This window comes from Nonomuraea sp. NPDC047529 (genome assembly GCF_040642995.1).
In the GTDB taxonomy this organism is placed as follows: Bacteria; Actinomycetota; Actinomycetes; order Streptosporangiales; family Streptosporangiaceae; genus Nonomuraea.
In genome coordinates this window covers 31,668-57,163 of sequence record NZ_JBEYTJ010000009.1, presented here as the reverse complement: position 1 = coordinate 57,163, position 25,496 = coordinate 31,668, and the positions used below count along the sequence as shown (strand labels likewise).

General features: G+C 71.6%; 33 protein-coding genes. 13 read left to right on the top strand and 20 right to left on the bottom strand.

The features are described 5' to 3' along the window. Nucleotides 1-80: 80 nt before the first annotated feature. From ABZ815_RS16395 to ABZ815_RS16375, 5 genes are all read left to right on the top strand, one after another. Nucleotides 81-311 (top strand): hypothetical protein, encoded by a 231-nt coding sequence (locus tag ABZ815_RS16395; RefSeq protein ID WP_357698427.1) that lies wholly within the window; start codon nt 81-83, stop codon nt 309-311. Between the two features lie 87 nt (nt 312-398). Then, nucleotides 399-752: a hypothetical protein gene (locus ABZ815_RS16390; RefSeq protein WP_357698425.1), complete on the top strand. Its 354-nt coding sequence runs from the start codon at nt 399-401 to the stop codon at nt 750-752. 110 nt (nt 753-862) lie between these two features. Continuing rightward, on the top strand, nt 863-1,660 hold the full coding sequence (locus ABZ815_RS16385; RefSeq protein ID WP_357698423.1) for a GNAT family N-acetyltransferase: 798 nt from the start codon (nt 863-865) through the stop codon (nt 1,658-1,660). A 138-nt stretch (nt 1,661-1,798) separates the two neighbouring features. Further along, nucleotides 1,799-1,945, top strand: a complete 147-nt coding sequence (locus tag ABZ815_RS16380) for a hypothetical protein (protein WP_357698421.1) — start codon at nt 1,799-1,801, stop codon at nt 1,943-1,945. 43 nt (nt 1,946-1,988) lie between these two features. Continuing rightward, nucleotides 1,989-2,132, top strand: a complete 144-nt coding sequence (locus ABZ815_RS16375; RefSeq protein ID WP_357698419.1) for a hypothetical protein — start codon at nt 1,989-1,991, stop codon at nt 2,130-2,132. 51 nt (nt 2,133-2,183) lie between these two features. Here ABZ815_RS16375 and ABZ815_RS16370 read toward each other — a convergent pair whose 3' ends face one another. Together ABZ815_RS16370 and ABZ815_RS16365 are read right to left on the bottom strand one after the other, a co-directional pair. Further along, nucleotides 2,184-2,489, bottom strand: coding sequence for a hypothetical protein (locus ABZ815_RS16370; protein ID WP_357698417.1), 306 nt, complete (start codon nt 2,487-2,489; stop codon nt 2,184-2,186). Between the two features lie 111 nt (nt 2,490-2,600). Further along, entirely contained in the window at nt 2,601-3,350 is a 750-nt protein-coding gene (locus ABZ815_RS16365) for a LysR family substrate-binding domain-containing protein (protein ID WP_357698415.1), read from the bottom strand. A 54-nt stretch (nt 3,351-3,404) separates the two neighbouring features. On the opposite strand from ABZ815_RS16365, the gene ABZ815_RS16360 reads away from it, so the two are divergent. Next, on the top strand, nt 3,405-3,776 hold the full coding sequence (locus tag ABZ815_RS16360) for a DUF5997 family protein (protein ID WP_357698414.1): 372 nt from the start codon (nt 3,405-3,407) through the stop codon (nt 3,774-3,776). A gap of 62 nt (nt 3,777-3,838) precedes the next feature. Here ABZ815_RS16360 and ABZ815_RS16355 read toward each other — a convergent pair whose 3' ends face one another. The 7 genes from ABZ815_RS16355 to ABZ815_RS16325 form a co-directional block, all read right to left on the bottom strand. Beyond that, nucleotides 3,839-5,203 (bottom strand): TrpB-like pyridoxal phosphate-dependent enzyme, encoded by a 1,365-nt coding sequence (locus ABZ815_RS16355; RefSeq protein WP_357698412.1) that lies wholly within the window; start codon nt 5,201-5,203, stop codon nt 3,839-3,841. Between the two features lie 34 nt (nt 5,204-5,237). Then, nucleotides 5,238-5,894 carry a transglutaminase family protein gene (locus ABZ815_RS16350; protein ID WP_357698410.1) on the bottom strand — a complete coding sequence of 219 codons (657 nt, stop codon included), beginning with the start codon at nt 5,892-5,894 and terminating at the stop codon, nt 5,238-5,240. Further along, nucleotides 5,891-7,045, bottom strand: a complete 1,155-nt coding sequence (locus ABZ815_RS16345) for an acyl-CoA dehydrogenase family protein (RefSeq protein ID WP_357698408.1) — start codon at nt 7,043-7,045, stop codon at nt 5,891-5,893. Before ABZ815_RS16345 ends, ABZ815_RS16350 begins: the two co-directional genes overlap by 4 nt. Before the next feature lie 15 nt (nt 7,046-7,060). Further along, a complete protein-coding gene (locus tag ABZ815_RS16340; protein ID WP_357698407.1) occupies nt 7,061-7,435 on the bottom strand; it encodes an ectoine synthase in 375 nt (124 codons plus the stop codon). Further along, nucleotides 7,432-7,701 (bottom strand): acyl carrier protein, encoded by a 270-nt coding sequence (locus ABZ815_RS16335; protein ID WP_357698405.1) that lies wholly within the window; start codon nt 7,699-7,701, stop codon nt 7,432-7,434. The genes ABZ815_RS16340 and ABZ815_RS16335 overlap by 4 nt, the downstream gene beginning before the upstream one ends. 75 nt (nt 7,702-7,776) lie before the next feature. Next, complete coding sequence (locus ABZ815_RS16330) at nt 7,777-9,234, bottom strand: AMP-binding protein (RefSeq protein WP_357698403.1); 1,458 nt, start codon at nt 9,232-9,234, stop codon at nt 7,777-7,779. A 128-nt stretch (nt 9,235-9,362) separates the two neighbouring features. Continuing rightward, nucleotides 9,363-10,274: a DMT family transporter gene (locus ABZ815_RS16325; protein WP_357698401.1), complete on the bottom strand. Its 912-nt coding sequence runs from the start codon at nt 10,272-10,274 to the stop codon at nt 9,363-9,365. Nucleotides 10,275-10,695: 421 nt separating this feature from the next. Here ABZ815_RS16325 and ABZ815_RS16320 point away from each other — a divergent pair, with 421 nt between their 5' ends. Further along, nucleotides 10,696-11,106, top strand: a complete 411-nt coding sequence (locus ABZ815_RS16320) for a hypothetical protein (protein ID WP_357698400.1) — start codon at nt 10,696-10,698, stop codon at nt 11,104-11,106. A gap of 240 nt (nt 11,107-11,346) precedes the next feature. Further along, nucleotides 11,347-12,498, top strand: coding sequence for a serine hydrolase domain-containing protein (locus ABZ815_RS16315; protein WP_357698399.1), 1,152 nt, complete (start codon nt 11,347-11,349; stop codon nt 12,496-12,498). Nucleotides 12,499-12,519: 21 nt separating this feature from the next. Here the strand turns inward: ABZ815_RS16315 and ABZ815_RS16310 are convergent, their stop codons facing one another. From ABZ815_RS16310 to ABZ815_RS16295, 4 genes are all read right to left on the bottom strand, one after another. Beyond that, nucleotides 12,520-13,092: a DUF6624 domain-containing protein gene (locus ABZ815_RS16310; protein WP_357698397.1), complete on the bottom strand. Its 573-nt coding sequence runs from the start codon at nt 13,090-13,092 to the stop codon at nt 12,520-12,522. 70 nt (nt 13,093-13,162) lie between these two features. Then, a complete protein-coding gene (locus tag ABZ815_RS16305) occupies nt 13,163-13,921 on the bottom strand; it encodes a MerR family transcriptional regulator (protein ID WP_357698395.1) in 759 nt (252 codons plus the stop codon). Between the two features lie 10 nt (nt 13,922-13,931). Further along, nucleotides 13,932-14,816: a DUF2268 domain-containing putative Zn-dependent protease gene (locus tag ABZ815_RS16300; RefSeq protein WP_357698393.1), complete on the bottom strand. Its 885-nt coding sequence runs from the start codon at nt 14,814-14,816 to the stop codon at nt 13,932-13,934. Between the two features lie 65 nt (nt 14,817-14,881). Next, the gene (locus tag ABZ815_RS16295) at nt 14,882-15,511 is read right to left on the bottom strand and encodes an LUD domain-containing protein (protein WP_357698392.1); all 630 of its coding nucleotides are present in this window, start codon (nt 15,509-15,511) and stop codon (nt 14,882-14,884) included. Nucleotides 15,512-15,669: 158 nt separating this feature from the next. On the opposite strand from ABZ815_RS16295, the gene sigJ reads away from it, so the two are divergent. Beyond that, the gene (gene sigJ / locus ABZ815_RS16290; protein WP_357698390.1) at nt 15,670-16,575 is read left to right on the top strand and encodes an RNA polymerase sigma factor SigJ; all 906 of its coding nucleotides are present in this window, start codon (nt 15,670-15,672) and stop codon (nt 16,573-16,575) included. Between the two features lie 58 nt (nt 16,576-16,633). On the opposite strand, the gene ABZ815_RS16285 is transcribed toward sigJ, so the two are convergent. Then, nucleotides 16,634-16,894, bottom strand: a complete 261-nt coding sequence (locus ABZ815_RS16285; RefSeq protein ID WP_357698937.1) for a T6SS immunity protein Tdi1 domain-containing protein — start codon at nt 16,892-16,894, stop codon at nt 16,634-16,636. Nucleotides 16,895-17,253: 359 nt separating this feature from the next. On the opposite strand from ABZ815_RS16285, the gene ABZ815_RS16280 reads away from it, so the two are divergent. Both ABZ815_RS16280 and ABZ815_RS16275 read left to right on the top strand, forming a co-directional pair. After that, nucleotides 17,254-17,661 carry a YciI family protein gene (locus ABZ815_RS16280; protein WP_357698388.1) on the top strand — a complete coding sequence of 136 codons (408 nt, stop codon included), beginning with the start codon at nt 17,254-17,256 and terminating at the stop codon, nt 17,659-17,661. After that, nucleotides 17,658-18,803: a DUF6596 domain-containing protein gene (locus ABZ815_RS16275; protein WP_357698386.1), complete on the top strand. Its 1,146-nt coding sequence runs from the start codon at nt 17,658-17,660 to the stop codon at nt 18,801-18,803. Before ABZ815_RS16280 ends, ABZ815_RS16275 begins: the two co-directional genes overlap by 4 nt. Nucleotides 18,804-18,859: 56 nt before the next feature. On the opposite strand, the gene ABZ815_RS16270 is transcribed toward ABZ815_RS16275, so the two are convergent. The 4 genes from ABZ815_RS16270 to ABZ815_RS16255 form a co-directional block, all read right to left on the bottom strand. Beyond that, nucleotides 18,860-19,588: a sulfite exporter TauE/SafE family protein gene (locus ABZ815_RS16270; protein ID WP_357698384.1), complete on the bottom strand. Its 729-nt coding sequence runs from the start codon at nt 19,586-19,588 to the stop codon at nt 18,860-18,862. Nucleotides 19,589-19,629: 41 nt separating this feature from the next. After that, complete coding sequence (locus ABZ815_RS16265) at nt 19,630-20,412, bottom strand: cation transporter (protein ID WP_357698382.1); 783 nt, start codon at nt 20,410-20,412, stop codon at nt 19,630-19,632. Beyond that, nucleotides 20,409-20,783 carry a metalloregulator ArsR/SmtB family transcription factor gene (locus ABZ815_RS16260; protein ID WP_357698380.1) on the bottom strand — a complete coding sequence of 125 codons (375 nt, stop codon included), beginning with the start codon at nt 20,781-20,783 and terminating at the stop codon, nt 20,409-20,411. Before ABZ815_RS16260 ends, ABZ815_RS16265 begins: the two co-directional genes overlap by 4 nt. Before the next feature lie 75 nt (nt 20,784-20,858). After that, nucleotides 20,859-21,521, bottom strand: coding sequence for an excalibur calcium-binding domain-containing protein (locus tag ABZ815_RS16255; RefSeq protein ID WP_357698378.1), 663 nt, complete (start codon nt 21,519-21,521; stop codon nt 20,859-20,861). 307 nt (nt 21,522-21,828) lie between these two features. Between ABZ815_RS16255 and ABZ815_RS16250 the strand changes: the two genes are divergently transcribed. Next, complete coding sequence (locus tag ABZ815_RS16250; RefSeq protein ID WP_357698376.1) at nt 21,829-22,785, top strand: ankyrin repeat domain-containing protein; 957 nt, start codon at nt 21,829-21,831, stop codon at nt 22,783-22,785. Nucleotides 22,786-22,825: 40 nt separating this feature from the next. Here ABZ815_RS16250 and ABZ815_RS16245 read toward each other — a convergent pair whose 3' ends face one another. Then, nucleotides 22,826-23,911 carry an ROK family protein gene (locus tag ABZ815_RS16245; protein ID WP_357698374.1) on the bottom strand — a complete coding sequence of 362 codons (1,086 nt, stop codon included), beginning with the start codon at nt 23,909-23,911 and terminating at the stop codon, nt 22,826-22,828. Beyond that, a complete protein-coding gene (locus ABZ815_RS16240) occupies nt 23,908-24,681 on the bottom strand; it encodes an N-acetylmannosamine-6-phosphate 2-epimerase (RefSeq protein WP_357698372.1) in 774 nt (257 codons plus the stop codon). The genes ABZ815_RS16245 and ABZ815_RS16240 overlap by 4 nt, the downstream gene beginning before the upstream one ends. 116 nt (nt 24,682-24,797) lie before the next feature. On the opposite strand from ABZ815_RS16240, the gene ABZ815_RS16235 reads away from it, so the two are divergent. Next, nucleotides 24,798-25,493, top strand: coding sequence for a GntR family transcriptional regulator (locus ABZ815_RS16235; RefSeq protein WP_357698370.1), 696 nt, complete (start codon nt 24,798-24,800; stop codon nt 25,491-25,493). Nucleotides 25,494-25,496 lie beyond the last annotated feature (3 nt).

Here is a 25,496-nt window from a genome sequence, read left to right as displayed (position 1 = left end):
GACTGCCTTCATGGGCAACCATTCGCGGCGGACGGTTGGGGGCTTTCCGCATTGTGGATGCGCATGGAAGGCTTTCCGCCGTGGCGGAATCGGATGAACCCGTACGGGATGAGAAGTCGAGAGACGATCGCGGCGAGATCGAAATGGTCAGTGCGGTCGGTACCGCGCTTCTCGTTCTCGGTGGAGCGCTGTGTGTCGGGGCGCTCGTGTTCGGCGATGGTGAGCCGACGTGGCAGATGCTCGGCGTCTTCATGCTCGCAGTGGTCGCGGGGCTGGCTCTGCGTATCGAAGCGGCCATTCGTAGCCGGTGAGCGTTCTTCTTCTTGAGGTCTGAAGGGGCGTCGCGGCCTGACGGTCGGCCCCCAGGCCGGCTCGGCGACGGTTTCTCCGCCACCGCCGTGGACGAGATCTGCGCCAGGGTCGGTGTGACCCGTGGCGCGTTCTCGCCGCAGACCAGAAGGCTGGTCGAGGCGCCGGGGGCGCTCGGCTGGACCGCCATGCGGGACATCCAGGCGGGGTGCAAGGAGCAGATGCGCCGCGGGCTGGCCATCGCGATCGAGGCCGGGTGCATCCCGGACCGGCCGCTGGACCCCGTGACCTCACTGCTGTACGGGGGGATCTGCGAGAGCGCCCTGGACATCGCACGCGCCCCGGACCAGAGTGCCGCGCTGGAGGACTCGGTGGCGGAACTCGACCTGGTGCTCGCCGGTGTCGCCCACCGGTCAGGTCGCGGCTGCGCGCACACGAGATGAAGGCGCCGATCCGGTGCGGCCACGGTTCTCAGGCCGTACCATCCGCCTTGGGATCAGGGAGCCGGGCCCGGCTCTGATGGCGCTGTTGCCTTGCGAAAGGGGCTTCTGCTGTGTCATCCCTCGAAGAGGCGCTGGAGTCCAGGGATCATCTCGTCGCCGTCTGGAGCGCCTTGGTGCGGGATCGGGGCGGCCGGATCAGTACGGATGACGGCATCGTCCACATGTGGGCTGACAGCTCGTTCGGGTTCTGGAACACCGTGACCCTCGCCGGCGCGGACATCTCGGCGGACGCGCTCGGCGAACAGCTCGCACGGGCGGCGTCGTTCATGAGGGCCAGGTCCGAGAGCGGGTATCTGTGGGTCTTCGAGGATCTGCTGAGCTCCCAGGCGAAGGCGAGCCTGGCCCAGCGCGTCGCCGAGGCCGGTCTGGAGGTGGCGTTCTCGGGCCGGGGCATGGCGGGCGACCTGTCGGTGCCTGAGCCGTGCCATCCGGACCTGGAGTTCCGGCGGGTGGAGAGCGAGGAGCACCTCGCCGCGTACGGCGACGTCAACGCACGTGCCTACGGCATGACGCCGGAGGCGGGCAGGGCCGCCCTGGCGGGTTCGGAACTGTGGCGCGGCGACGTCCACGCCTATCTCGGATACCGCGACGGACGGCCGGTGACCTGCGCCGCCACCGTCGCCGGCCCGGGTTCGATCTTCCTGGCGCTCGTCGCCACCCTGCCCGAGGAGATGCGCAAGGGGTACGGCGAGGCCGTCACCCGTAAGGCGATCCACGAAGGCGCCAGGCGGAGCGGGCACCGGCGGCTGGTTCTCCACGCCACGCCGGCCGGACAGCCCGTGTACGAACGGATCGGCTGTCGCGCCAACACGGCCATCCACTTCCTCCAGCTCGCCGCCGCGGGCTGACAGGCCGGGTTGCCGTCCCCAGGGGCGACGCGCTCCTCAGGAAGGCTGACCAGGGACCGAGACCCTTTCGTCATGCCTACTTCGGATGATCACGGGTAGCGCTGTGCAACCACCCCAGCTACAGAAGTGGAAGCCGGCATGATCACTCTCATTCTGCTCATCCTCGCCCTGGCCTGCTTCGTCCTGTCCGCCTTCAACATCGGCGGAGCGCGCGTCAACCTGCTCGCACTCGGTCTGGCGCTCTGGGTCCTCAGCGAGATCATCCCGAAGCTCGGCGAGCTCTGACCCCCGGCGCCTGAGACCACCCCCGACGGGCAGGAACACTCACATGGACGCCCTCACCATCCTCGCCCTGCTGGCGCTCCTCGCCGGCATCCTGGTTGCCCTCACCCAGAAGGTGTGGCCCATCGCGTTGTTGTGCGGAGGTCTGTTCCTGTCCGTTCTCGCGGACGCCGGTCTCATCATCAGGTAGGCGAGCCCCCTCGCCTCCCCCCGGCGGGGAGAGGTGAGGGTTGCTCGTGCCTCAGCAGTAGGCGATGCCGGTGACGGTGAACGGGATGTTGTGGTACGGCGTGTACTCCGACCGCTGGCCAGGGGAGACGCAGGGGCCGCCCTCGGGCCAGGAGCCGACCTGCGGGTCGGGATGGGTGACCCGGATGACCACGGCGTAGTTGCCGGTGCCGCCGGTGCAGTACGCCCAGGCGGTCTTGCCGTCGCGGCCGGTGGTGCAGCCGGTCGGGGAGGCATGTGCGGGGGAGGCGGCGCCGGCTAACGCGACGGCGGTGAGGACGGTGGCGAGGGGCAGGGCCAAGTGCTTTCTCGCGCGCATGTGCTGACCTCCAGCGGGTCGTCAGGCAGTGCACTCTCAGGAAAGCTTCCTAAGAGAAACTAGTCGCGCCGTCCTCGGCGTCAAGCCCCTGCCCGGTGTCCGGACGAACGGTCAGCGGGGGCGGGGGCCCTTCTTCTTGCGGCCGGTCGGCGCGGCGCGGCGGCCCGAGCTTTTCTGGGCGGGCTTGGGGGACTGGCGTTGCGTCGGCTTCTGCGTTGGCTTCTGTGCCTGCTTCTGCGGAGGTGAGGCGGGGGCGCGGCCCCGGGAGCTGTTCGCCGTGCGGCCGCGCACGATGCCGATGAAGTCCTCCACCAGGTCGGTGGTCGCGTCCGTGGGCCAGGCCAGGGCGACCTGGGACTGGGGGGCGTCCGTCACCGGGCGGTAGGTGAGGTCTTTGCGGTGGTGGAGGCGGGCCAGTGACTGGGGGACGAGGAGCAGGCCGGCGCCGGAGGCCACCAGCTCGATCGCGTCGGCCGTCGTGGCGGGACGGGTGAAGGCCGGCTGTCCGGGCAGGGGCGTCCACTCGATGGTGTCGTCGAGGGGATGGAAGATCTCCTCGTCGGCCAGGTCGGCGAGGGTCACCTCGTCGGCGGCGGTCACGGCGTGGTCCTTGGGCGCCACGACCACCGTGGTCTCGACGTAGAGGGGGATCGCGCTCAGGCCCTCGCGGTCGATCGGCAGCCGGACGAACGCCGCGTCGGCGTCGCCCTCCCGCAGGAGGCCCAGCGCCTCCAGGTTGGGGACCGTGAGCAGGGTCAGCGGCACGTCGGGCAGCCTTTCGGCCCAGACGCCGGCCCACTTGGCGGGGGTCACGCCGGGCACGTACGCCAGCCGGAAGCCGCTGCCTGTCTCGTCAGTCACGTCCTCAGGGTATCGATGTCGGGGACGGTGTTCCGACTGGCTAGGCTTGGGGCCATGACCTCGTCCAAACCGAAGAGCATCCAGACGATGAAGCCCGAGACGGCGGCCAAGAAGCTGGGTGTCCTTCTCTCGGCCACGCCCGCGGAGTTCCAGGCGGGTGTCGTCTCCAGGGACGAGCTGAACGAGCTGCAGGCCAAGCCGCCCGCGTGGCTCGCCGACCTGCGTCGTAACGGGCCGCATCCCAAGCAGGTCGTCGCCGCGAAGCTCGGCGTCTCGATCTCGGGCCTGCTCAGGGGCGGGATCACCGAGCCGCTCACCACCGCCGAGATCGACGCCCTGAAGGCGGAGAACCCCGACTGGCTGGAGCGGGAGCGGACCGTCCAGGCGGACAACCGCAAGGAGGCGCTCCGACTCAAGGAGCGCTAGCGGCGCGGGCCGGACGCGGTTGCGGCCCGCCTGATGGAGGCAGGCCGCGGTTCGCGATCCGGTCAGGCGCGGGCGAGGTCGGGGATGCTCGACAGCCCGTGTTCGAGGTCCTCGTCGGTCGGCTCGTCGTCGGGGAGCAGCCCGGCCTGGTACTTCTCGTAGGCGGCCAGGTCGAAGTGGCCGTGCCCGGACAGGGCGATCAGGATCGCCTTCGAGCGGCCCTCCTCGCGGCAGCGCAGCGCCTCGTCGATGGCGGCGCGCACCGCGTGCGCGGACTCGGGGGCGGGCACGATGCCCTCCTCGCGGGCGAACAGCACGCCCGCCTCGAAGCAGTCGTTCTGCCGCATCGCGACCGCCTCCATCAGCCCGTTCTCGACGGCCCGGCTGATCAGCGGCGAGATGTCGTGGGCGCGCAGCCCACCGGCGTGCACGGGCGGCGGCACGAACCTGTGGCCCAGCGTGTGCATCCGCGACAGCGGGGTGAGGCGGGCGGCGTCGGAGTGGTCGTAGGCGATGCGGCCACGCGTCAGGGTGGGGCAGGCGACCGGTTCGGCGGCGATGAGCCGGATGTCGCGGCCGCGGCGGAGCTTGTCGCGCAGGAACGGGAAGCACATCCCGGCCAGCGTGCTGCCGCCGCCGCAGGGGCCGACCACGATGTCGGGATAGTCCTCGGCGAGCTCCATCTGGAGCATCGCCTCTTGGCCGATGACGGTCTGGTGCGCGCACACGTGGTTGAGCGAGCTGCCGCGCGTGTAGCCCAGCTCGGGGTTGGCGTAGGCGACCTCCAGCGCCTCGGACTTGGCGATCCCGAGGCTGCCGGGGTGGTCGGGGTCCTCGGCCAGCACGGCCCTGCCGGCCGCGGTCAGCGGGCTGGGGCTGGAGTTGCAGACCGCGCCGTACGCCTCCATCAGAGCCCTGCGGTACGGCTTCTGCCGGTAGCTGACGCCCACCATGAACACCTGCGCGCTCAGCCCGAACATCGCCGCGGCCGAGGCGATCGAGCTGCCCCACTGGCCCGCGCCGGTCTCGGTGACCAGCCCGGTCTTGCCGACCTGCTTGTTGTAGTACGCCTGCGGCACCGCGGAGTTGGGCTTGAGGCTGCCGACCGGCGAGACGCCCTCGTACTTGTAGTAGATGCGGGCGGGGGTGTCGAGGGCGCGTTCGAGGCGGCGGGCCCGGTAGAGCGGGGTCGGCCGCCACTGGCGGTAGATGTCGCGGACCGGGCCGGGGATCTCGAACTCCGGCTCGGTGCTGAGCTCCTGGTCCACCAGCGGTTCGGCGATCGTCCTGCACAGCTCGGCGCGGCTGATCGCCGCGCCGGTGGCCGGGTCGAGGATGGGGGCCGGCTCGCCGAAGTCCGCGGCGATGTTCAGCCACGTGTACGGGATGTCGTCCTCGTTCAGGGTGTATTTGACGCGCTCGTTCAACGGATACCTCTCAAGGGGACTTCGTCGATGGGTGTCAGACGCCCGCTTCCGCGGCCAGCGAGCCCTGCACGGTCTGGTCCCGGCCGCCCAGCAGCCCGGGGTGGGCGGTCCGGAACCCCTCCAGGACCAGCTCGTAGGGGAAGTCGTCGAACTCGCCGTGCCAGTGCAGGAACTCCATGTGGCGCCGGCCCGACTCGTCGTGCGGGTGGTAGACGCTGTCGGCGGCGCCGTCGAACTCCAGGGGCTTCAGGCGGTACAGCCGGCAGAGCAGCTTGTTGAACACGGGGGTGGCCTTCACCCAGCGGCCTTCGAGCTGGACGGAGACCAGGCCGTGGAAGCGGAACACGTCGCCGCCGACGAGCTCCTTGAGCCGCCCGGAGGCCAGGTGGTTGCGCACGTCGGCGAACACCAGCCGGGACGGGATGCCGAGGGAACGGGCGGCGGCGGCGTACACGACCGACTTGTGCAGGCAGAAGCCGCTGCCGCGGGCGATGATCGTGCTGGCCCGCAGGCCGTCACGGGACATGTCGATGTCGTAGACGTCGTACAGGATGTCGTCCCGCACCTTGTAGTACAGGCGCACGGCCTGCTCGGTGGGGGTGGTGGCGCCTTCGACGGCCCGTTCGGCGAACTCGCGCACCACGGGGTGGCCGGCGTCGAGGAACTTCGTGGGGGCCAGGTCAGCGGTCATGTGTGTGACTCCTTGAGGCCGAGCATCCGGGCGATGCGGATCCGTTGCATCTCCGAGGTGCCGGAGTAGATGGTGCCGCCGACCGCGTCCCGGAGGTCCTTCTCCAGCCCGGTCCCGGTCAGGTAGCCGCTGCCGCCGAAGATCTGGATCGCGGCCAGCGCCGACCTGACGTTCGCCTCGCTGGCCACCACCTTGGCGATCGCGACGTCGGTGGCGACGTCCCGGCCGGCCACGAAGCCGCGCGCGGCGTCGTACAGCCAGCGCCGCGCGGTCTCCACGTCGATCTTCATGTCCACGATCCGCCCGGCGACCAGCTGGAACGAACCGATCGGACGGCCGAACTGGCGGCGCCGGGAGGCGTGCTCGACGCAGCGGTCCAGCCGGTGCCGCATCGCGCCGACCTGGACGATGAAGGAGCACAGGATCTCCCACCGCATCACGTGCTCCAGCACGGTGAACCCCATGCCGGGCCGGCCCACCACGTTCCCGGCCGGGACGCGGCAGTCGCGGAAGGTCAGCTCCCCGAGCGGGGACGTGCGCAACCCCATCTTGGGCACGTCCGGGCCGGTCAGCAGGCCCGGGGTGTCCTTCTCGACCAGGAAGGCGGTCAGGCCGAAGGGGCCCAGGTCCCGGTCGGTCACCGCGTAGACCACGAACAGGTCGGCGACCGGGCCGTTCGTGACGAGCACCTTGTCGCCGTCGAGGATCCAGTCGTCGCCGTCCTGTTTGGCGGTCATGCCCATGCCCAGCACGTCGGACCCGCCCCCGGGGTCGGTGATCGCGTGCGCGGTGATCGTCGTCCCGTCGCAGATGCCGGGCAGGTGGCGGGCCTTCAGCTCGGGGCTGCCGAAGCGTTGCAGCGGGATCCCGGCGCTCACGATCTGCGTGCAGAGCGAGAAGCACAGCCCGCCGTCCCGGCAGCCCTCGCCGAGCCCCTCCAGGACGTACATGGTGCTGAGCAGGTCCAGGCCGCGGCCGCCCCACTCGGGGGCGAACGGCAGGCGCAGCAGGCCGGAGGCGCGCACCTGCTCCCACTTCTCCGCGGGCAGGCCCGCCGCCCGATCGGCTTCCAGGTGGCCTTCGCCCAGCACCTCGTACCAGTCCGCGAACTCGGCCCGGAGTTCGCGGTGTGTGTCGCTCCACTCGTCCATGGGTGACCAGATCCGTCAGTAGTGGGAGAACTGAGCCTCAGCCAGCCGGTGGCGCTCGTCGCCCTGCAGCGCGGGGGAGAAGACGCAGATCAGCCGCAGGTCCTCGCCGGGGTCGGCGATCAGGTGGTGCGGGTCGTTCTGGTCGAGGGCGTACATGGTGCCCGGCTCCAGGACGTGGTGGCGTCCGTCGGCGTCGATCACGGCGCCCCGCCCGCTGATGCAGTAGCACGCCTCCAGGTGCTTGCGGTACTGGAGGGGGGAGCTGGTGCCGGCCCAGACGATCGTGTCGGTGAGCGAGTAGCCCATGCCGTCGCGCTCGACCAGGAAGCGGTGGCTCAGGCCGTTCCCCCACTCGACCGGCGTCACGTCAGAAATCTTGCGGATGATCATTGCAGTGTCCGTTCTGCTGGTGCTGATAATGCGTTTCCGACGAATTCACGAATGGCCGCCACGGTCCGGAAGTTCTCCGGGGCGATGTCGAGCTCGTCGACCGGGACGTCGAACCTGTCCTTGATCCAGCCGATGAGCTTCAACAGGCCCAGACTGCTGATGACCCCGTTGCGGAAAAGGTCGTAGTCGGCCTCGAGTTCGTCGGGCGGAGTATCGGGGAGATACTCGGTCACCACGAATTCTTTAATCTGGCGTGTGATGTCCACGAAAGGCAGCATCACACGCGCGCGCACGCGGCGGCATCTCCGAGAATGCGCGTGCCCGCAATATGGCTTTGCGTGTCAGCCGATGCGCTTCCGGTCCACCTTTCCGGTCGAGGTACGCGGGAACGGCTGCTCGACCAGCCTGATGGCGGACGGGATCGCGGCCCGCGGCAGCCGCATCGCGCAGTGCGTACGCAGGCGCAGCCCCGACAGCCGCCCCGGCCCGGTCCCGCGGACGAACGCGGTCAGCCGGGTCTCGGCCCCGTCCACGGCCGGGACGACGGCGGCCTCCACGACGTCGTCGTGCTCCAGCAGCACCCGCTCGATCTGCTCCAGATTGACCCGGATGCCGCGCACCTTGAGCTGGAAGTCGTCCCGGCCGACGAGGAACAGCCGGCCGGCGGCGTCCCGGCGGACCAGGTCGCCGGTGCGGAACCAGCGGCGGCCGTCGGGCCCGGTCACGAACCGGCCGGTCGCCGCCGCCGGGTCCGGTGTCACGTACCCGGTGGTCTGGAACGGCGTCCAGACCAGCAGCTCGGTGCCGCCGTCGTCCGGCGGGACGGGCGCCAGGTCCGGGCCGAAGGCGGCGACGACGCCGGGCAGCGGCCGGCCGATCGGCAGGGGGCCGGGCCCGGCGGCCTCGGCGGCGTCGAACTCGTGCCAGAAGCTGTCGTTGGTCTCGGTGCAGCCGTAGACGTTGTGCAGCCGGGCGCGCGGGAACCTGCGCGGCAGGCCGGCGCGCAGGGGGACCGGCGCGTGGTCGCCGGTGACGACGACATGCCGCACCGCGGGGAAGACGCCCTCCTCCAGCAGCTGGTACAGCATGGGCACGCCCTGGACGACGGTGACCCGCGAGGCGGTGAAGAAGTCGGTGACGTAGCGCGGGTTGGCGGCCAGGGCCGGGTCGACCAGGGCGACGCATCCGCCGTGCCGCAGCGTGGCCCACACGTCCAGCAGGCACAGGTCGAAGTTGAGCGGCGCGTAGTTGAACACCACCTCGCCGGGGCCCAGGCCGAACGCCTCCCCGGCCCAGCCGGTGAACCGGGCCACCGCGCCCGCCGGCAGCGGCACGATCTTCGGCGCGCCGGTCGAGCCGGAGGTGGTCAGCATGAACGCGGTGTCCTGTTCGTCGACCGCGACCGGCTCCGGGACGGCGGGCCCGTCGCCGTGCCCGCCGATCACGGTGGTGACCACGTCCGGGTGCTCGGCGGCGTCCTCGGGGGTGGCGGCGAGCACCTCGACGCAGCCCGCCCGCGCGCACAGCTCGCCGAGCGCGACCGTGCCGAGGTCGATCGGCGGCAGCAGCAGCGGCCGGCCGGCCGCCAGGCAGCCGAGCACGAGCGCGACCGCCTGCGGCGATTTGCGGGCGAGCACCGCGACCGGGCCCGGCGGAAGGGCGTCCAGTTCCTTTTGGGCCCGTCCGGCCCGTGCGGCGAGTTCGGCGTAGCTGACGATTTCCGTCCGGGTGCGCAGCGCCGGCGCGGACGGTTCTCTCTTGGTGTGCGCGATGAAATCGCGGAGCAATTCTGTGGTCATCGGAGGTCACCCATCGATTTCTTGGTTGCCGGATACCAATGATTTTGTTCGATGTGCGACTTCGGTATCGGGAACGCGGGCTTCAGCTAATTGCCCGCGCCCGGCAGCTTCCTGTCAGCGAGAAAGGGTCAGGACCGTACTTCCAGTTCTTCCGCCCGCTCCGGCGGGGCCGCGGGGGCGGGCGTCTCCTCCTCGGCGCGGGTCGCCAGCACGCACCCGCCCAGGATCAGCACGAACGAGACGACGATCAGGGCGGTCAGCGGCTCGTCCAGGATCAGCACCCCGGCGACGATCGCCACCGCCGGGTTCATGTACGTCGACACCAGCGCCCGCGACGGCCCGGCCTCCTTGATGAGCTCCACGAACACCACGAACGCCAGCCCGGTGCAGACCACGCCCAGCCCGGCCAGCGCCGCCAGCACCTGCCCGCTGGGCATGGCGGACGGCCAGGTCCAGATCGCGGCGGGCGTGTAGACCAGCGCGGCCAGGGTGAGGCAGGCGGCGGTCAGCGGGAGGGTGGGCAGGTCGCGCAGGTACCGGTCGGCGATGAGCGGCGCGATCGAGTAGCAGAGCGCGGTCAGCAGCACCTCGCCCATCGACCAGGCGTCCCCGCCGCTCAGGTGCGGCCCGGCCAGCACGGCGACGCCGGCCAGCCCGACCACCAGCCCGGCCCAGCGGGCCCTGCCGAGCCGTTCGCCGCCGCCGCTCAGGCGGGCCAGCGCCACGCCGAGTATGGGGGCCGCGGCGATCAGCAGGCCGCTGGTGGAGCTGGTCAGCCGGCGTTCGGCGTCCGACAGCAGCCACCAGGGCGCCAGGATCTCCAGGAAGGCGAACGCGATGACCGGCCGCCAGTACCGCCGGACCATCGCGAGCTGCCCGCCGCGGATCGCCAGCGGCAGGAGCAGCGCGGCGCCGATCGCGGTGCGCGCGAAGACCAGCACGGGCACCGGCACGCCGCCGACCGCGACCTTGATGAGGAGGTAGGGGATGCCCCAGATCACGGACATCAGCGCGAACAGCACCCAGCCACGGCGGCTCACATGCGGCTCCTTGGGATCGGGATGGACGGCCTGCTCGGGACGAGGGGCACGCGAGCGGCCGGCGACGGAACAGGGAGGGCGGGGACGGGAGCGGCGCCGGGGATGCGGGCCGTCGGCCTGCGTGAGACCGACGGCGAATCCATGAAAATCCTCCAGCCTATTCGCTGCCGCGCGACAATTCCCGCACGAAAGCATTTCTCCCGAGAATTGCACGGCGCCCGTGTCGCGGCTTCTTCCAACGTGCTCTTTCAGTGGACAATCGGCTCGATCCCAGGGGATGCTGGACGCGCGACCGGAGTGCCGCCGATCGGTGTCCTCGCAGGTCAGTCGCGAATCACCGGCTCTCGCCGGACGGCATCGGGCCGCTGGTCCCGCCGCGCCAAGCCGTGCACTGTCACCCTGAAACGGAGGGAAACCACCAATGACTGATAAATCCCCCAATCCCGCGCTCCGGCAGCTGGACGTCCTCATCGGCACCTGGCGGGTCAGCAACGTCGAGGACGGCGTGCCGGCCGACGCCGGCACCGTGCGCTTCGAGTGGCTGGAGGGCGGCAACTTCCTGGTCCAGCACGTCGACCTGGCCGACACCAAGGCCGTGGAGTACATCGGCTACGACGAGGAGAGCAAGACCCTCAAGTCGCACCTCTTCGGCCAGGGCGCCGAGATCCTGAAGTACACCTGGGAGGTCAGCGGCGACACGCTGACCATCTGGTACGGCGACCAGGGCTCGCCCGCCCGCTTCGTCGGCAAGTTCAGCGAGGACGGCAACACCAACGCCGGCGCCTGGGAGTGGCCCGGCGGCGGCTACCAGTCGACCATGACGCGGGCCTAGCCTTCCCGGTTCTCCGCCCGGCGGCCGAGGTCGCCGGGCCGCCCGTGTTCGCTGGGCGATCTGGCAGGTTCTTGTCAAGGATGACCGAAACATCCGTAAGATACGTGGCCTATTGCTACGGATGTGACTTGGGGGCCTGACGTGACGCTGCTGTCCCGGCGAAACCTTCTCAAAGCGGGCGCGATCGCGGTACCGGCCGCGGTCCTCGCGCCCGGAACGGCCGCGCGGGCGGCGAGGCCGATGCCCGGGGTCGAGATGTCGGGGATCGCCCCCGCCTCGCTGGCCGGGTTCGACAACGTGGTGAAGAAGTTCGTGCTGGACCGGCGGATCACCGCCGCGCAGCTCGCCATCATGAAGAGCGGCAAGATCGTCCTGGCCCGGGGCTACCGCTACAACGACTTCTCCAGGGCCCTGCCGACGGTGTCGCCGACGTCGTTGTTCCGGATCGCCAGCCTGAGCAAGAACATCACCTCCGCCGCGATCATGCGCCTGGTGCAGGACGGCAAGCTCAGCCTGTCGGCCAAGGTCACCCAGCTCCTCGGGCTCACCCCGCTCGACACCCGCATGGGACAGGTCACCGTACTGCGCCTCATGCAGCACCTCGGCGGCTGGGACCGCGACGTCTCCAAGGACCAGCTCTGGCTGGACCACACCATCTCGGCCGCGCTCGACGTGCCGCTGCCGATCAGCCACGCCGACATCATCAAGTACGCCACCGCCCGGCGGCTCGACTTCGACCCCGGCGCCAAGATGGTCTACAGCAACTACGGCTACCTGCTGCTGGGACGCGTCATCGAGAAGGTCTCCGGCATGTCGTACGAGTCGTACGTCAAGACCAAGCTGCTCAAGCCGCTCGGCATCACCCGCATGCGGCTCGGCCTCAGCCTCAGGAACGAGGCCGCGCCCGGCGAGGTCGCCTACGAGTCGCAGTACACGAACAAGTCCGTGGTGGACACCTCCGGCACCGTCGTCCCCTACCAGTACGGCGGCTTCAACATGCCCAACCAGGACGCCAACGGCGGCTGGCTCGCCTCCGCCGTCGACCTGGTCCGCTGGACGCTCGCCTTCGACAAGCCCGGCACGGTGCTGACCTCGGCCTCGATCGCCAAGCTGTTCGCCAAGCCGGAGATCGGCGTCAACCAGTACGGCTCCTGGTACGGCGGCGGCTGGTGGGTGCGCCAGGTCACCGGCCACCTCAACACCTGGCACGACGGCTCGATGCCCGGCACGTTCTCCTACCTGGCCCGGCTGCAGAACGGCTTCAGCTACGCGGTCGTGTTCAACCGCAGGGAGGAGACCGGGTCGCTCGACTTCGACACGATCGACGACGACATGAACAAGGTCAGCGTCTCCTCCTGGCCCACGACGGACCTGACGTCCCGCTACTTCTGAGGACGCCGGAAGGCGCGGGGCTCACTTCGCCGACCGGAGCTCCTTCAGGTACTCCTTCAGCGGCTTGAGCCCCGCCGCCGCGCGCCGTTCGTCCACCCGCGCCTCGTCCTCGATCGGGGTGCGGGGGCGCCAGCGGCCCTCGGGGGTGGTCTCCCACTGCGTCCCGTACACCTGGGGTCTGTGCTCGGCCACCCGTACCCGGTCCACCAGGTAGGCCAGGTCGGACGGGTCGGCGTCGCCGTCGTCCACCGCCCGCCGCATCATCTCCAGGCCCCGGCGCTGCAGGGGCAGGTCGCGGTCGGCGTGCTGGACGAGCGCCCACGCCGCCCGCGCGCCGTCCTTGCCGACCAGCTCGAACCCCGGCCAGCCGTACGCGTCGAGGATCTGCCGGATGCGCTCGGTGTTGGCCTTCTCGACCCGGTCCCAGTCCTCCTGGCCGGCCTCCAGGGTGCGCTGCTCCTGGTCCGCCTTGAGCATCGTCAGCAGCTCGGCCCGCAGCGCCGGGTTCTTGGGGGCGTCGTCCTTCTTCGGGGCGTCGCCGCACGCCGAGACCACGACCAGCGCCGCGAACAGCCACAGGAATAAGGCCCGCATGGCCCGATCATCACCCGGTCCGTCCGGAGATGCGAGGGGTGTCCGCGGCCCTTCCGGCGGCCGGCGTGGGTCACATCCGGGTCCGCGCGTACGCCTGGAGCGCGTCGCGGACGAACCGCGCGCCGTCGGCGTCGTCGTACATGGTGGCGAAGCGGGGATCGTCGACGTACATGTCGCCCAGGCAGGTCACCATCTCGATCGAGCGCTCCCGGTCGCCGTCGGCCGTGGGTGTGCCGGGGATCCGGCTCAGCCACCGGACGTGCCGGGCGGCCATCGCCTGGGCGGGTTCCGAGGTCGGCGAGATCCCCGACCGCGCCGCGGCGACCCAGGCGGCGACCAGGTCCTCGGCGGCCTGCTTCCAGGCCCGCTGCTGGTCGAGGGTCTTGCCGTGCCACCAGTCGTTGCTCACCCGGAACACGCGCTCGCCCCAGCGCGAGATCACCTCGTCCTTGTAGGGGTCGTTGAACCCGGCCAGCATGACGTCCTGCTGCGGTTCCGTCCCCGCGCGCAGGGCGTCGAGCGTGTCGCGCGCGGAGCGGATCTGCCGTTCGACGCGGTCCCGTTCCTCCTCCAGCGCGGTGATGTGGGCACGGAGCCCGTCGCACACGTCGACCTCGTCGGCCAGGACCTCGGCGATGGCCGGCAGACCCATGCCGAGCCGGCGCATCAGCAGGATCCGCTGCAACCGGACGACCGAGGTGGAGTCGTAGTAGCGGTACCCGTTCGCGCCGACCCGGGACGGGGCCAGGAGCCCGAAGCTGTCATAGTGCCGCAGGGTGCGGCTGGTGACGCCGGCCCTGACCGCGAGTTCCTGGATCGTCCATTCCATCCCTCCAGTGTCACCCGCGGCCGAGCGTGGCCGCGATGACCTCCGAGCTGTCGGCGTGCAGGGCCTGCACCGCGCTCCGCCCGGTCGCCGCCAGGTAGGCGTCGACCAGGCGGTTGCCCGCGGCGTACCCGGCGCCCATCGGCAGGCCCACCGGGGTGAGTCCGAAGCGCTCGGCGCTGGGGTCGCCGTGCACCCAGGCGGTGAAGTTCTGCATGCCCGTCACGTCGAGCCCGGTGAGCACCTTGTCGAAGACGGCGTCGTCCTTCAGGTGCGGCACGCCGAGGCGGGCGTGGCCGAGCTCGTCGCCGTAGAGGCTGCGGGCGAAGGCGTCGGCCAGGCCCTCGGAGACGATGTGCTCGCCGACGGTGACGGTCATCGGGTCCCACACCACGCCGCCGGGGCTGAACCTCAGGTTGTGGTGGAGCTCGTGCACGACGGTGGCCTCCAGCCGCTCCACGTTCTCGGGGAAGGGCCACAACGTGATGGCGATGTTGCCCGAGATGCCGCCGAACCCGGTCACTCCCAGGCAGGGACCCATGAAGTGCTGGTCGGCCGGATCGCCGAGGACGAACAGCACGGTGATGTCCGGGGCCTCGAACCCCGGCATCGCCTCCAGCAGCACGGCGAGAGCGTCGTCGAGCGCCCGCCGCATCCGCTCCCAGGCTCCGGCCGCCGCCAGGGTCTCCAGCGCGTCGAGGCAGCGCTCCTCGTCCCGGTCGATGGGGAACCCGGACGTCTCGCGGTGAATGGCCACCAGGTCGATCTCGCCGGGCTGGTAGCGGTACATGCCGCTGTTGGGCTCCAGCATCGAACGCAGCAGACCGGCGCGCTCCGCGACGGGGGCCAGCAGAATCCGCCGCATGGCGGAGTAGGTGTCAAGAAGGTTGATGGACATGGCCCGGATGCTAGAAGTTGACGCAGCGTCAAGGTCAAGCCGGTGGGTTCCGGCCCGGTGGCGGGTCAGAATCCGATGGGCTGGCGGAGCAGCAGGACGGTGCCGCGTCCGGGCTGGTACTCGGCGTGGAGGATGAGCAGGCGGTTGACGGCGCTGGGCGACCCGTAGACCGCCAGGGCACGGGCGTTCTCCAGCGGCAGGCAGTGCTCTTCGACGCGGCGCAGCGCGGTGCTCAGGTCGGGCACCACCTTCTGCGCCCCGACGACCCAGATCGCGCGGGCGGCGCCGCCGGCGTAGCCGGGCAACTGGCTGCCGCTGCCCGAGGCGATCACGATGGAACCGGTCTCGGTGACCGCGTGGACGCTGCCCACGGCGACGTCGGGGCTGGCGCGCAGCCGCCGGATCTCGTCCGCCTGGGTGCTGCGGTCCATGGCCAGGGTGCGCGGCTTGACGGCCTCGTACCGGGTGCCGGTGTTGAGGTCCTCCTCGATGCCGGACAGGCGGAGGGTCTCGCTGGCCCCGGTGAACACGCCGGCTCCGGCGGGGATCAGCTCCCTGACCCGGGCACGCGCGGCGGCGGCGTCGTCGAGGATCTCGACGGTGAAGCCGTGCGCGGTCAGCGCGGCGGCCGCCCGCTCCAGGCGCTCCGAGGACGCCGCGTCGGCGAAGGGGGTTTCCGTGATGGAGATGGTCATGATGTCCCTGTGCTTCCTGTTCGCTGGATGATGGGTGGGTTCTCAGCGGTTCGACAACGCAGCCCTGAGAAATGTGAGGACGATACGTCGCCTCACATTTCGGTGCGCCGTCTTGTCGAACGGGTGAGTACAACCACGACACAGGGAGCGAAGGCGCCATGACCACCCGATCCGAGCCGGAGCCGAGCCTGGACGCGATCATGAGCGAGCGGCGTCACCTGACCAACCTCGCCTACCGGCTGCTGGGCTCGCTGGCCGAGGCCGAGGACGCCGTCCAGGAGACCTACACCCGCTGGTACGCCATGTCCCGGGAGGAACAGGACGCCATCAGGTCGCCCGGCGCCTGGCTGACGACGGTCGCCAGTCGCGTCTGCCTCAACGTGCTCGGCTCGGCACGAGCCCGGCGGGAGACCTACGTGGGTGAGTGGATCCCCGAGCCGCTCCCCGACGGCGCCGTCACCGACCCCGCCGACCGGGTCACCCTGGACGAGTCGGTCAGCCTGGCCTTCATGGTCGTGCTGGAGTCGATGACCCCGGCCGAACGGGTCGCGTTCGTCCTGCACGACGTCTTCTGCCACTCCTTCGCCGAAGTGGCCGAGATCGTCGGCCGTTCCCCGGCGGCGTGCCGCCAGCTGGCCTCCTCGGCCCGTCGCCGCGTCCGGGCCTCGCGGCCTTCCCTGACGACCCCGGCCGCCCGGTCCGCCGGCGTCGTCAGGGACTTCAAGCAGGCATGGGAGGCCAAGGACATCGACGCGCTGATCGGTCTGCTCGACCCCGACGCCAAGGCGATCGCCGACGGCGGCGGCCTGGCCGTCACCTTCCCGCATCCCATCGAAGGCGGCGAGCAGATCGCCCGCGCCTGGGTCGAGATCGCCCGCCTGCGGCCCGACGACATGACGTTCCTCGAATGCGCGGTCAACGGCCAGCCCGGCCTGGTGGCCCGGCAGGACGGCGTCGTCGTGACGGTGTTCGCGTTCGAGGTCGCGGACGACCGGATCAAGAACATCTGGGTGGTCCGCAACCCCGACAAACTCCGTCGCTGGACGACGACCGGCATCGCCTGAGGGAGGCGTGCCGAGCGGTCGGCGCGGCCCCGGGTGGCGAGCCCTGCCGCCGGCGGGCTCAGCTCGTCGTGATCTCGCTGACGGGCGAGCCGGGAGGCAGGGCGCGTACCTGCTCGTGGATCTGGCCGGCGATGTTGAGCCCGACCACGAAGTCGATCACTCCCAGGTTGTCCACGTCCACCTCGCCTCCGAGAACCGGCGGGCGCGTGAAGTCGTACACCTGTCCGGCGGCCGGAGTCAGACCTCGCTGCTCGGCCGCCTGCGCGAGGCTCGCCAGCAGATAGTGCTCCCGGCCGTCGACGGTGCTCAGCTCCGCCAGCAGCGCGTCGGCGTCCTTCCCAGGATCGGGTGAGGCTGCCCTGCATCGCGTCGAGCCACCAGAAGCCGTCCGCCGCCTGGAGGATGACGTCCCCGAACAGGGACGCGAGCACCGGCACCTTGCCCTCCAGCCCGATCCAGCGCCAGGACTCCAAGCCCTGCTCGAACTGTTCCGGCGTGAAGTCCTTCGTCAATTCCATCCCGATATCAAACCGTATGTCCGTTACGAGCGGGACCGCCGGCGGACAGGCGGCCCGCTGAAAATTTCTTTGCGGCGGGATGTCGAGAACCGGAGTCCGGCTCCGTCCCAGCAGCGGAACACGGGCCACACTGGACCGTACAGCTCGAAGGAGAACGCTGATGGCCAAGTACCTGCTGCTCAAGCACTACCGGGGCGCGCCGGCGTCGGTCAACGACGCGCCGATGGACCAGTGGACGCCGGAGGAGGTCTCGGCGCATCTGCAGTACATGCGCGACTTCGCCGCCCGGCTGGAGGAGACCGGCGAATTCGTCGACAGTCAGGCGCTCTCCCCGGAGGGCACGTTCGTCCGCTATGACGGCGAGGGACGGCCGCCGGTCACCGACGGCCCGTTCGCCGAGACCAAGGACCTGATCGCCGGCTGGATGGTGATCGACGTCGAGAGCCACGAGCGGGCGGTGGAGCTGGCCGGCGAGCTGTCGGCGGCGCCGGGGGCGGGGGGGAAGCCGATCCACGAGTGGCTCGAACTGCGCCCGTTCCTGGTCGAGCGTCCCTCGGTGATCGAGTGAACGAGTCGCTGCTGCGGGAGCTGGTGCCCGCGGTGATCGGTGTCCTCGTCCGTCGCGGAGCGGACTTCGCGTCGGCCGAGGACGCCGTGCAGGAGGCCCTGGCCGAGGCCGTACGCGTCTGGCCCGACGACCCGCCCCACGACCCCAAGGGCTGGCTGGTCACCGTCGGCTGGCGCAAGTTCCTCGACGTCGCCCGCGCCGACGCCTCGCGACGGCAACGCGAGACCCGCGTCGAGAGCGAGCCCCCGCCCGGCCCGGCCGAGGCGGTGGACGACACGCTCCAGCTGTACTTCCTGTGCGCGCACCCGTCCCTGACGCCGGCCTCGGCCGTCGCGCTCACGCTGCGCGCGGTCGGCGGCCTGACCACGCGCCAGATCGCGCAGGCCTACCTCGTGCCCGAGGCGACCATGGCCCAGCGGATCAGCCGGGCCAAGCGCATGGTCTCGGGCGTGCGGTTCAACCAGCCCGGCGACGTCGCCACCGTCCTGCGCGTGCTGTACCTGGTCTTCAACGAGGGCTACTCCGGCGACGTCGACCTCGCCGGCGAGGCGATCCGGCTCACCCGCAGGCTCGCGGCGCGGATCAAGCATGAGGAGGTCGCGGGCCTGCTCGCGCTCATGCTGCTGCACCACGCCCGGCGTCCGGCGCGCACCGCGCCCGACGGACGGCTGGTGCCCCTCGCCGAGCAGGACCGCGCCCTGTGGAACACCCGCCTGATCGCCGAGGGCGTCGACGTGCTCCAGGCGGCCCTCGCCCGCGACCGGCTGGGCGAGTTCCAGGCCCAGGCCGCCATCGCCGCGCTGCACGCCGACGCCCCGACGGCCGAGGAGACCGACTGGGTGCAGATCGTCGAGTGGTACGACGAGCTGGTGCGCCTGACCGGCAACCCCGTGGCCCGCCTCAACCGGGCCGTCGCCGTCGGCGAGGCCGACGGTCCGCGCGCCGGTCTGGCCGCCCTGGCGGACCTCGACCCCGCCCTGCCCAGGTACGCCGCCGTCGCGGCGTACCTGCACGAGCGCGACGGCGAACCGGTCACCGCGGCCCGGCTCTACGCCGAGGCCGCCCGGTCGGCGCCCAGCCTTGCCGAACGCGACCACCTCACCCGCCAGGCCGCCCGGCTCAACGCCCGATCGCGCGGCTGAGCCCCTGGGGCCGACGGCGTGATCCCGTCGAGTCACCGGGGGTACCAAGGCCGGCGTCAGCCTCCGGTGATGACGAGCACCAGCCCGGAGGCTATCAGCCCCGCCTCGACCGCCACCACGAAGGCCCCGGCGGGCAACCGCTCGACGATCTTCTTGCCCGCCCACGCGCCGGCCGCGCTCGCCGGCGCCAGGGCCAGCCCGGTGGCGGCGCCGGTCGTGGTGAGCACGGCGGCCGCGCCGAAGACGATCAGCTTGGTCAGGTGCATCACCACGGCGGCCGCGGCCTCGGTGCCGATGTACGCGCCGCGCAACAGACCCCGGGCCAGGAAGAACGGGGCGACCATCGGCCCCATGGAGCCGACCAGCGCCGATCCGAACCCGGACGCGGCTCCCACGGCCGCGAACGCCACGTCGTCCAGCCGGACGCCATGCGGCCGCCGGCGTCGCCAGACCACCATGACCAGCAGGAACACCCCGATGACGCGGGTCAGCGCGGCCAGCGGGGCGGCGGCGAACACCAGCGCCCCGGCCACCGCGGCGGGGACCGCGCCGGCCGCGAAGACGCCCACCAGACGCCGGTCCACCTCGGCCCGGTTGAACCACACCCGGCTGCCGTTGCCGGCCAGCTGCGTGACGGTCAGCACCGCGACCGCGTCCCGGGTGCCCAGGACCGCGACGAACACCGGCAGCAGCAGCACCCCGCCGCCGAACCCGGCCACGGCCGACAGCACCGCGGTGGCGAACGTCGCGGCCACCATGACGGCCATGACCAGGACCGTGTTCACGACCTCGCCTTTCCCTTCTGGAAATCGGTACGGCGCCTCGGTCAGGAGGCGCGGCCCCCTCCGGACGACGAGCAGCAGGAACAGTCGGGAGCGCAACCGCCACAGCCGTCGCCCCGCCCCTCGGCGCCGCTGACGGCCGCCGGGACAGACGTCGCCGGGGCCGAGCCGGCCGGAACAGAGGCCGCCGGGGCCGAGGTCGCCGGGACGGCGCAGCAGGTGTCGCCGCGCCACGCCTCGCGGCCTTCCTTGACCGCGACGGCCGCGATCACCAGCGCGGCGATCGGGTCGGCCCAGGACCAGCCGAAGGCGCTGTTGAGCGCCAGGCCCACCAGCAGCACGCCGGACAGGTACGTGCACAGCAACGTCTGCTTGGAGTCGGCCACCGCCGAGGCGGAGCCGAGCTCGCGGCCCGCGCGGCGCTGCGCGTGGGACAGGAACGGCATGACCACCAGCGACAGGGCGGCCAGCACCAGGCCCGGCGTGGAGTGCTCGGCCTCCCCGGCCCCGAGCAGGGCGCGGACGGCGTCGACGGTGACGTAGGCGGCCAGCGCGAAGAAGGAGATCGCGATGACCCGCAACGCGGCCCTCTCACGGCGCTCGTGGTCGGCGGCGGAGAACTGCCAGGCCACCGCGGCGGCCGAGGCGACCTCCACCACCGAGTCGAGCCCGAACCCGATCAGCGCGGCGGAGGAGGCCACGGCCCCGGCGGTGATGGCCACCACCGCTTCGATCACGTTGTAGGTGATGGTCGCCGCGACCAGCAGCCGGATGCGACGCCGCAGGACCGTCCGCCGCGCCGTGGCGGCGAGGTCGAGGGAGCTCACGACACCGCCTCCCCCGCAGCCTGTCCGGTGCGAAGGGAGACGGCGTGGCCGGTGGCGGCCAGCAGTTGCTCGGCGGAGGCGAGCAGGTCCATCAGCTCGGGCCGGGTCAGCGAGTAGAACGACTGGCGGCCTTCGGCGCGGTAGTCGATCAGGTCGCAGTCGCGCAGGCAGGCCAGGTGCTTGGACACCGTGGACTGGGCCAGCCCGAGCTCGGTGGTCAGGTCCACCACACGGGCCTCGCCACGGGCCAGGCGCTGGACGATGCGCAGCCGGGTCTCGTCGGCCAGGGAGTGGAAGAGCGCGGCCGCGGGGGAGATGCCGGCGGCGATGTCGGTGCTGACACACCGGCCACCCTCAGAATCAATCGCCATATGGCGATGTTAACCCGAATCCGTGATGCGTTGGCAGGCCGGTCCGTGCACCCGCCTTGCCGCCCGGCCATGCGGTCACCGTTCGCAGACGACTCCGTCGCCGTCGCGGTCCTGGTACCAGGCGTACTCGGGGTCGACGCCCCGGCGGTACGGGCCGTAGCCGGCGGCGTTCGCCTCGGCGCAGGTGCGGAAGCGCGGGTCGGTGCCGGCGGGCGGAGCCGTCGGGGTGGGGGTGGAGCTGGTGGTGTCGCACCTGCCGGACCAGATCCGCAGCTTGTCCGCCTTGCCCTTCGCCTGTTCGGCGCGGAAGAGGGTCGTGTACTTGTCGGCCGGCTTGGACGGGACGGCCTTGCCGTAGCCGTAGCGGATCAGGTTGCGGTTGACGTGCACGCCCTTGGCGCTCCAGACGTGGAGGGGCAGCCGGCCGATGCGGTCGGTCGTGCCGGTGAGCAGGCGGGCCGTCGTCCCGGGTGGCAGGAGGGCCGCCGTGCGGGCGGTCGCCGCCTTGGACCAGCACCGGCCGCGCTCCGGCGTGTCCACCCCCAGCAGCTGTACGCGGACCTTCGTGGCGCCGCGCATGACGTCGACGGTGTCGCCGTCCACGATCTTGACGACCCGGACGGCGACAGTGCCTCCGGGGATCCCGGCCGCCTGGGCCGGAGCGCTCAGGGTGAGGGTGAGGGGTAACAGGGCGGCCGCGGTGGTGACGATCCTGGCCGTGCTCGGGCTCGTACGCATGAGGTGACTCCAGGGGCGGAAGGTCCGGACGGGAGGAGACGCGCCCGTGGAGACAGGGGTGTACCGCCGAAAGGGAAGGATTGTGTCACTCGTGGTCGGGGTGCGGCGACGCTGCGCTTAGGGTTTGTCTGGTCGCCGGGCCCTCGGGTGCGGCCGTTGTCCATGTTCAGAGGCTTGCGAGCGCTCGCCGGTCCGCCCCGCGCGGCGGGTGCGCGTACGTGGCGGGCGGGGCCGCCGAGGCTTGTCCGGTGTCGAACCGGCGATATGCTCGCACTGGTGTTCGATAAGCTGCCTCTGGGGGAGTGTCGTGGTTGTCACCAAGGAAGCCGGATGGGTGGGCCTGAGCTGGTATGACTGGTCCGATCTGGGCGAGATCCGCGCCCGGCTCGACTCCGGCGCCGACCCGCATGCCGACCTGTGGCACGAAGGGCCGCCGCTGCACCTCGCGGCCGAGTACGGCTCGCCCGACGTGGTCGCCGAACTGGCCCGCCGCGTCGGCGACGTGGACACCCCGTACGAGGGGCGCAGCGCTCTCTGGCGTGCCGTGTTCGCCCACCGCAGGGACAACGCGCTCGCCCTGGTCGCCGCCGGGGCCGATCCTTGGCGGCCGATGACGGGCGGCTGGTCGCCCGGCCGGCTCAGCCTGGCCGGCCCCAACCCCGGGCTGTTCTTCCCCTTCCCGCGCGACAAGCCCTCGCTGTCGGAGGCGGAGAACGCGGCCGTCGTGGAGGCCGAGCGGCTGATCGAGGCCCTGGGCGACTTCGAGTACGAAGGGCTGGGGCTGGTGTGCGTCGCGGGCGTCACCGCGGCGGAGGCCGCGCGGCGGCTGGGTGCGACGGTGGCCGAAGGGGCCGGGATCGACGGGGTCCTCGACGGGCCGTACCCGGGGGAGAGGGCCGGTCTCGTGGCCGCCACCGACGTGCCGGGCGGGTGCGTGGTCAGCCAGCGCCGGGGGCACGAGGTGACGAGCGCCGACGTGATCAACCGCCTGTCGGCCGGGACCGTCTGCTACGCGATGTTCGCCGATCCGAAGAGCGGCAACCTGGGGTACGGCTCGCGGCACGGGGTCGTCGAGGAGCGGGACGCGTACCCGGGCGGCGGCCTGGTGTCGCCGGACAGCTCGTCGGACGAGGTGCTGACCGCCTTCCTGTACCAGGGGGAGGCTGTGGCGTACTGCTGCGCGTACGTTGGGCTCCGACTCACCGACGCCCGCCCCGTCCTGGGCCCTCCCGACATCTGGCTCCACCTCCCACCCCACGACTGAGACCTCCTGCGCACGCCGCTGTCGGCGAGCCGGTGGGCGGTCAGGGCATGGCGGCCGAGGCGGCGCCCAGGACGGCTCCGTGCGAGCCCAGGGTGGAGAGCCGGATGGGGACGGAGCCGAGGCCGCGCGGCGCGTACCGGCGGACGGTCTCGACCAGTGGGACGGTCAGGAGGTCGCCGAGGCCGGTGACGCCGCCGCCCAGGACGATCACGTCAGGGTCGAGGAGAGTGGCGGCGGAGGCGATCGATCTGCCGAGGATGAGGGCGGCCTCGCGGATCACCTCGCGGGCCAGGGGGTCGGTGGCGTCCCGCTGACCGGTCGTCTCGGGCGAGCCTGGTAGGTCGGTGGAACCGGAGAAGGTCCGTGCGGCGTGCCCCGGGGGCGCGGGGATGAGCAGGGATTCGAGGTTGGTGGCTGTGCCGCCGCGGGTGCGGTAGGTGGACAGGATCGCCGGTCCCGACGCGTACGCCTCCAGGTGGCCGGTCGCGCCGCAGGGGCACAGGCGGTCGGTGTCCGCACCCGGGGGCAGGACGGCCGGGGTGTGGCCGAGGGAGCCCGTCATGCCGTTGCGGCCACGTATCAGTTCGCCGTCACGTACGAGGGCGCCGCCGCTGCCGGTGCCGATCGTGAGGACCAGGGCCAGGCGGCTGCCCTTGGCCGCGCCGTGACGGGCCTCGCCGAGCGCCCAGGCGTGGACGTCGTTGAGCACCGTGACCGGCAGGCCGAGCCGGTCGGTGAAGGCGGTGGCCAGGTCGGTGCCCCGCCAGCCGGGCAGGGCGTCGGTGGCGTGCGTGACCACGCCCTTGTCGTCGATCGTCCCCGCGCTGCCGACTCCGCAGGCGATGACCTTCATGCCGGCGGCACGGGCCTGGGCGAGGCGGTCCGCGGCCAGGTCCAGCGCGGCGGCCAGCACCGCCGTCGCGCCGCCTTCGGCAGGCGTCGGAACGCGGCCGGGGAGGTGGATCTCCGCTTCGCCGGAGGCCGGGGGCGAGGTGGGGAGGTGGGGTTCTGTCTTGGGGAAGGTCGGGATGAGGGCGGCGGCGGTCTTGGTGCCGCCGATGTCGATGCCGAGCACGACCGGGGTGCCGTCCGTGGGGCGTTGTGTAGCGGGGGCGGATGGGGTCACCGGGAGCCTCCCTTGGGGGTGGACGCGGTGAGGTGGCGGGTGATGGCCAGGGGGTCGGTGATGGCGGCGCCGATCACGACCGACCATGCGCCGCGGGCGAACGCCTCCGCCACGTGGATGTCCGTACGCAGCCGGCCTTCGGCGACCGTACGGACCCCGAGGGCGGCGAGCTCGCCGACCAGGTCGAGATCGGGCTCGTGCACGAGCCCCGCCCCAGGCGCGGAACCGGCCCTGAGGGTGGGGGAGAAACCGGGGGCGGTGGCGGCGGCTCTCGGGTGGGGGGAAGGGGCGGGGGTGGTGTACGGGGTGTAGCCGGAGAGCGTGGTGGAGATCAGGGAGGCGCCTCGGTTCCAGGCTCGCAGGCCCTCCTCCGCGGTCGACACGTCGGCCATGACGGGGACTCCCAGCTCCTCTCGTACCCGTTCGACCAGGGCCGCCAGGTCACCGGCCGCCGGTTCGGCCTCGGCCGTCACCTCCAGGGCGACCATGTCGGCGCCGGCCCGCACCAGGTCCTCGCACAGAGCGAAGGACGGCGTGATCAGCGGACGGGCATGAGGGCGGGGGACCTTGGCGAGTCCGATGAGGGGCAGGTGTGTGACGGCCTTGACCGCCCGGACGTCCTCCGCGCCGTTCACCCGCAGCCCGGCCGCGCCGCCCAGTTCGGCGCAGCGGGCCAGCAGCGCGATGGTGCGCGGGTCGCGGAGGGGGTGGCCCTCGGGGGCCTGGCAGCTCACGACCAGGCCGCCTTCGATCGCGGTCACCACATCCATCTGGTACAGCCCAATCTGTCGATCTGAGGGGAAAAACAAGGCCCAGTTGCTCGATTGGTATAGCCCAATTACGATCAGAGCGTCAAGAGGCGCACCCCGACCGAGGACGGCCACCCGTGACGAAGATCGGCCAGCTCACAGACCATCTGCTCACGCTCATCGAGACCGAGCTGAAGCCGGGCGAACGGCTGCCCGCCGAACGCGATCTCGCCGAGGAGTTCGGGGTCAGCAGGCTGACCGTGCGGCGGGCGGTCGACCGGCTGGAGACCGACCAGCGGGTCTACCGGGTCCAGGGAGCGGGGACGTTCGTCGCCCACCGGAGCATCGCCAAGACGATCGAGCTGACGTCGTTCAGCGAGGACATGCGGGGGCGCGGGCTGGAGCCGGGGTCACGGCTGCTGGAGGCGGCCGAGGTGCCCGCGGGCGCGCGGGTGGGGCAGGCGCTCGGCGTCAGCCCGGCGGACGCGGTCGTGCGGCTGTGCCGGGTGCGTATGGCCAACGGTTCGCCGATGTGTCTGGAGCGCGCGCACGTTCCGGCCGCGTTGGTGCCCGGCCTGCTCGACCGGCCGCTCGGCGGGTCGCTGTACGAGGTGCTGGCGGGGGCGTACCGGATCAGGCTGGAGCGGGCCGAGCAGTCGATCAGGGCCACGGTGCTGGAGCCCGAGGAGGCGGAGCTGCTGGAGGCGGCGCCGCTGTCGCCGGCGCTTCTGGTCGAACGGGTGGCCTACGACCAGCGGGGAAGGGCTGTGGAGGCGGCCAAGTCGATCTACCGGGGCGACCGCTACTCCTACGAGATCGCGATCCGCCGGTGAGGG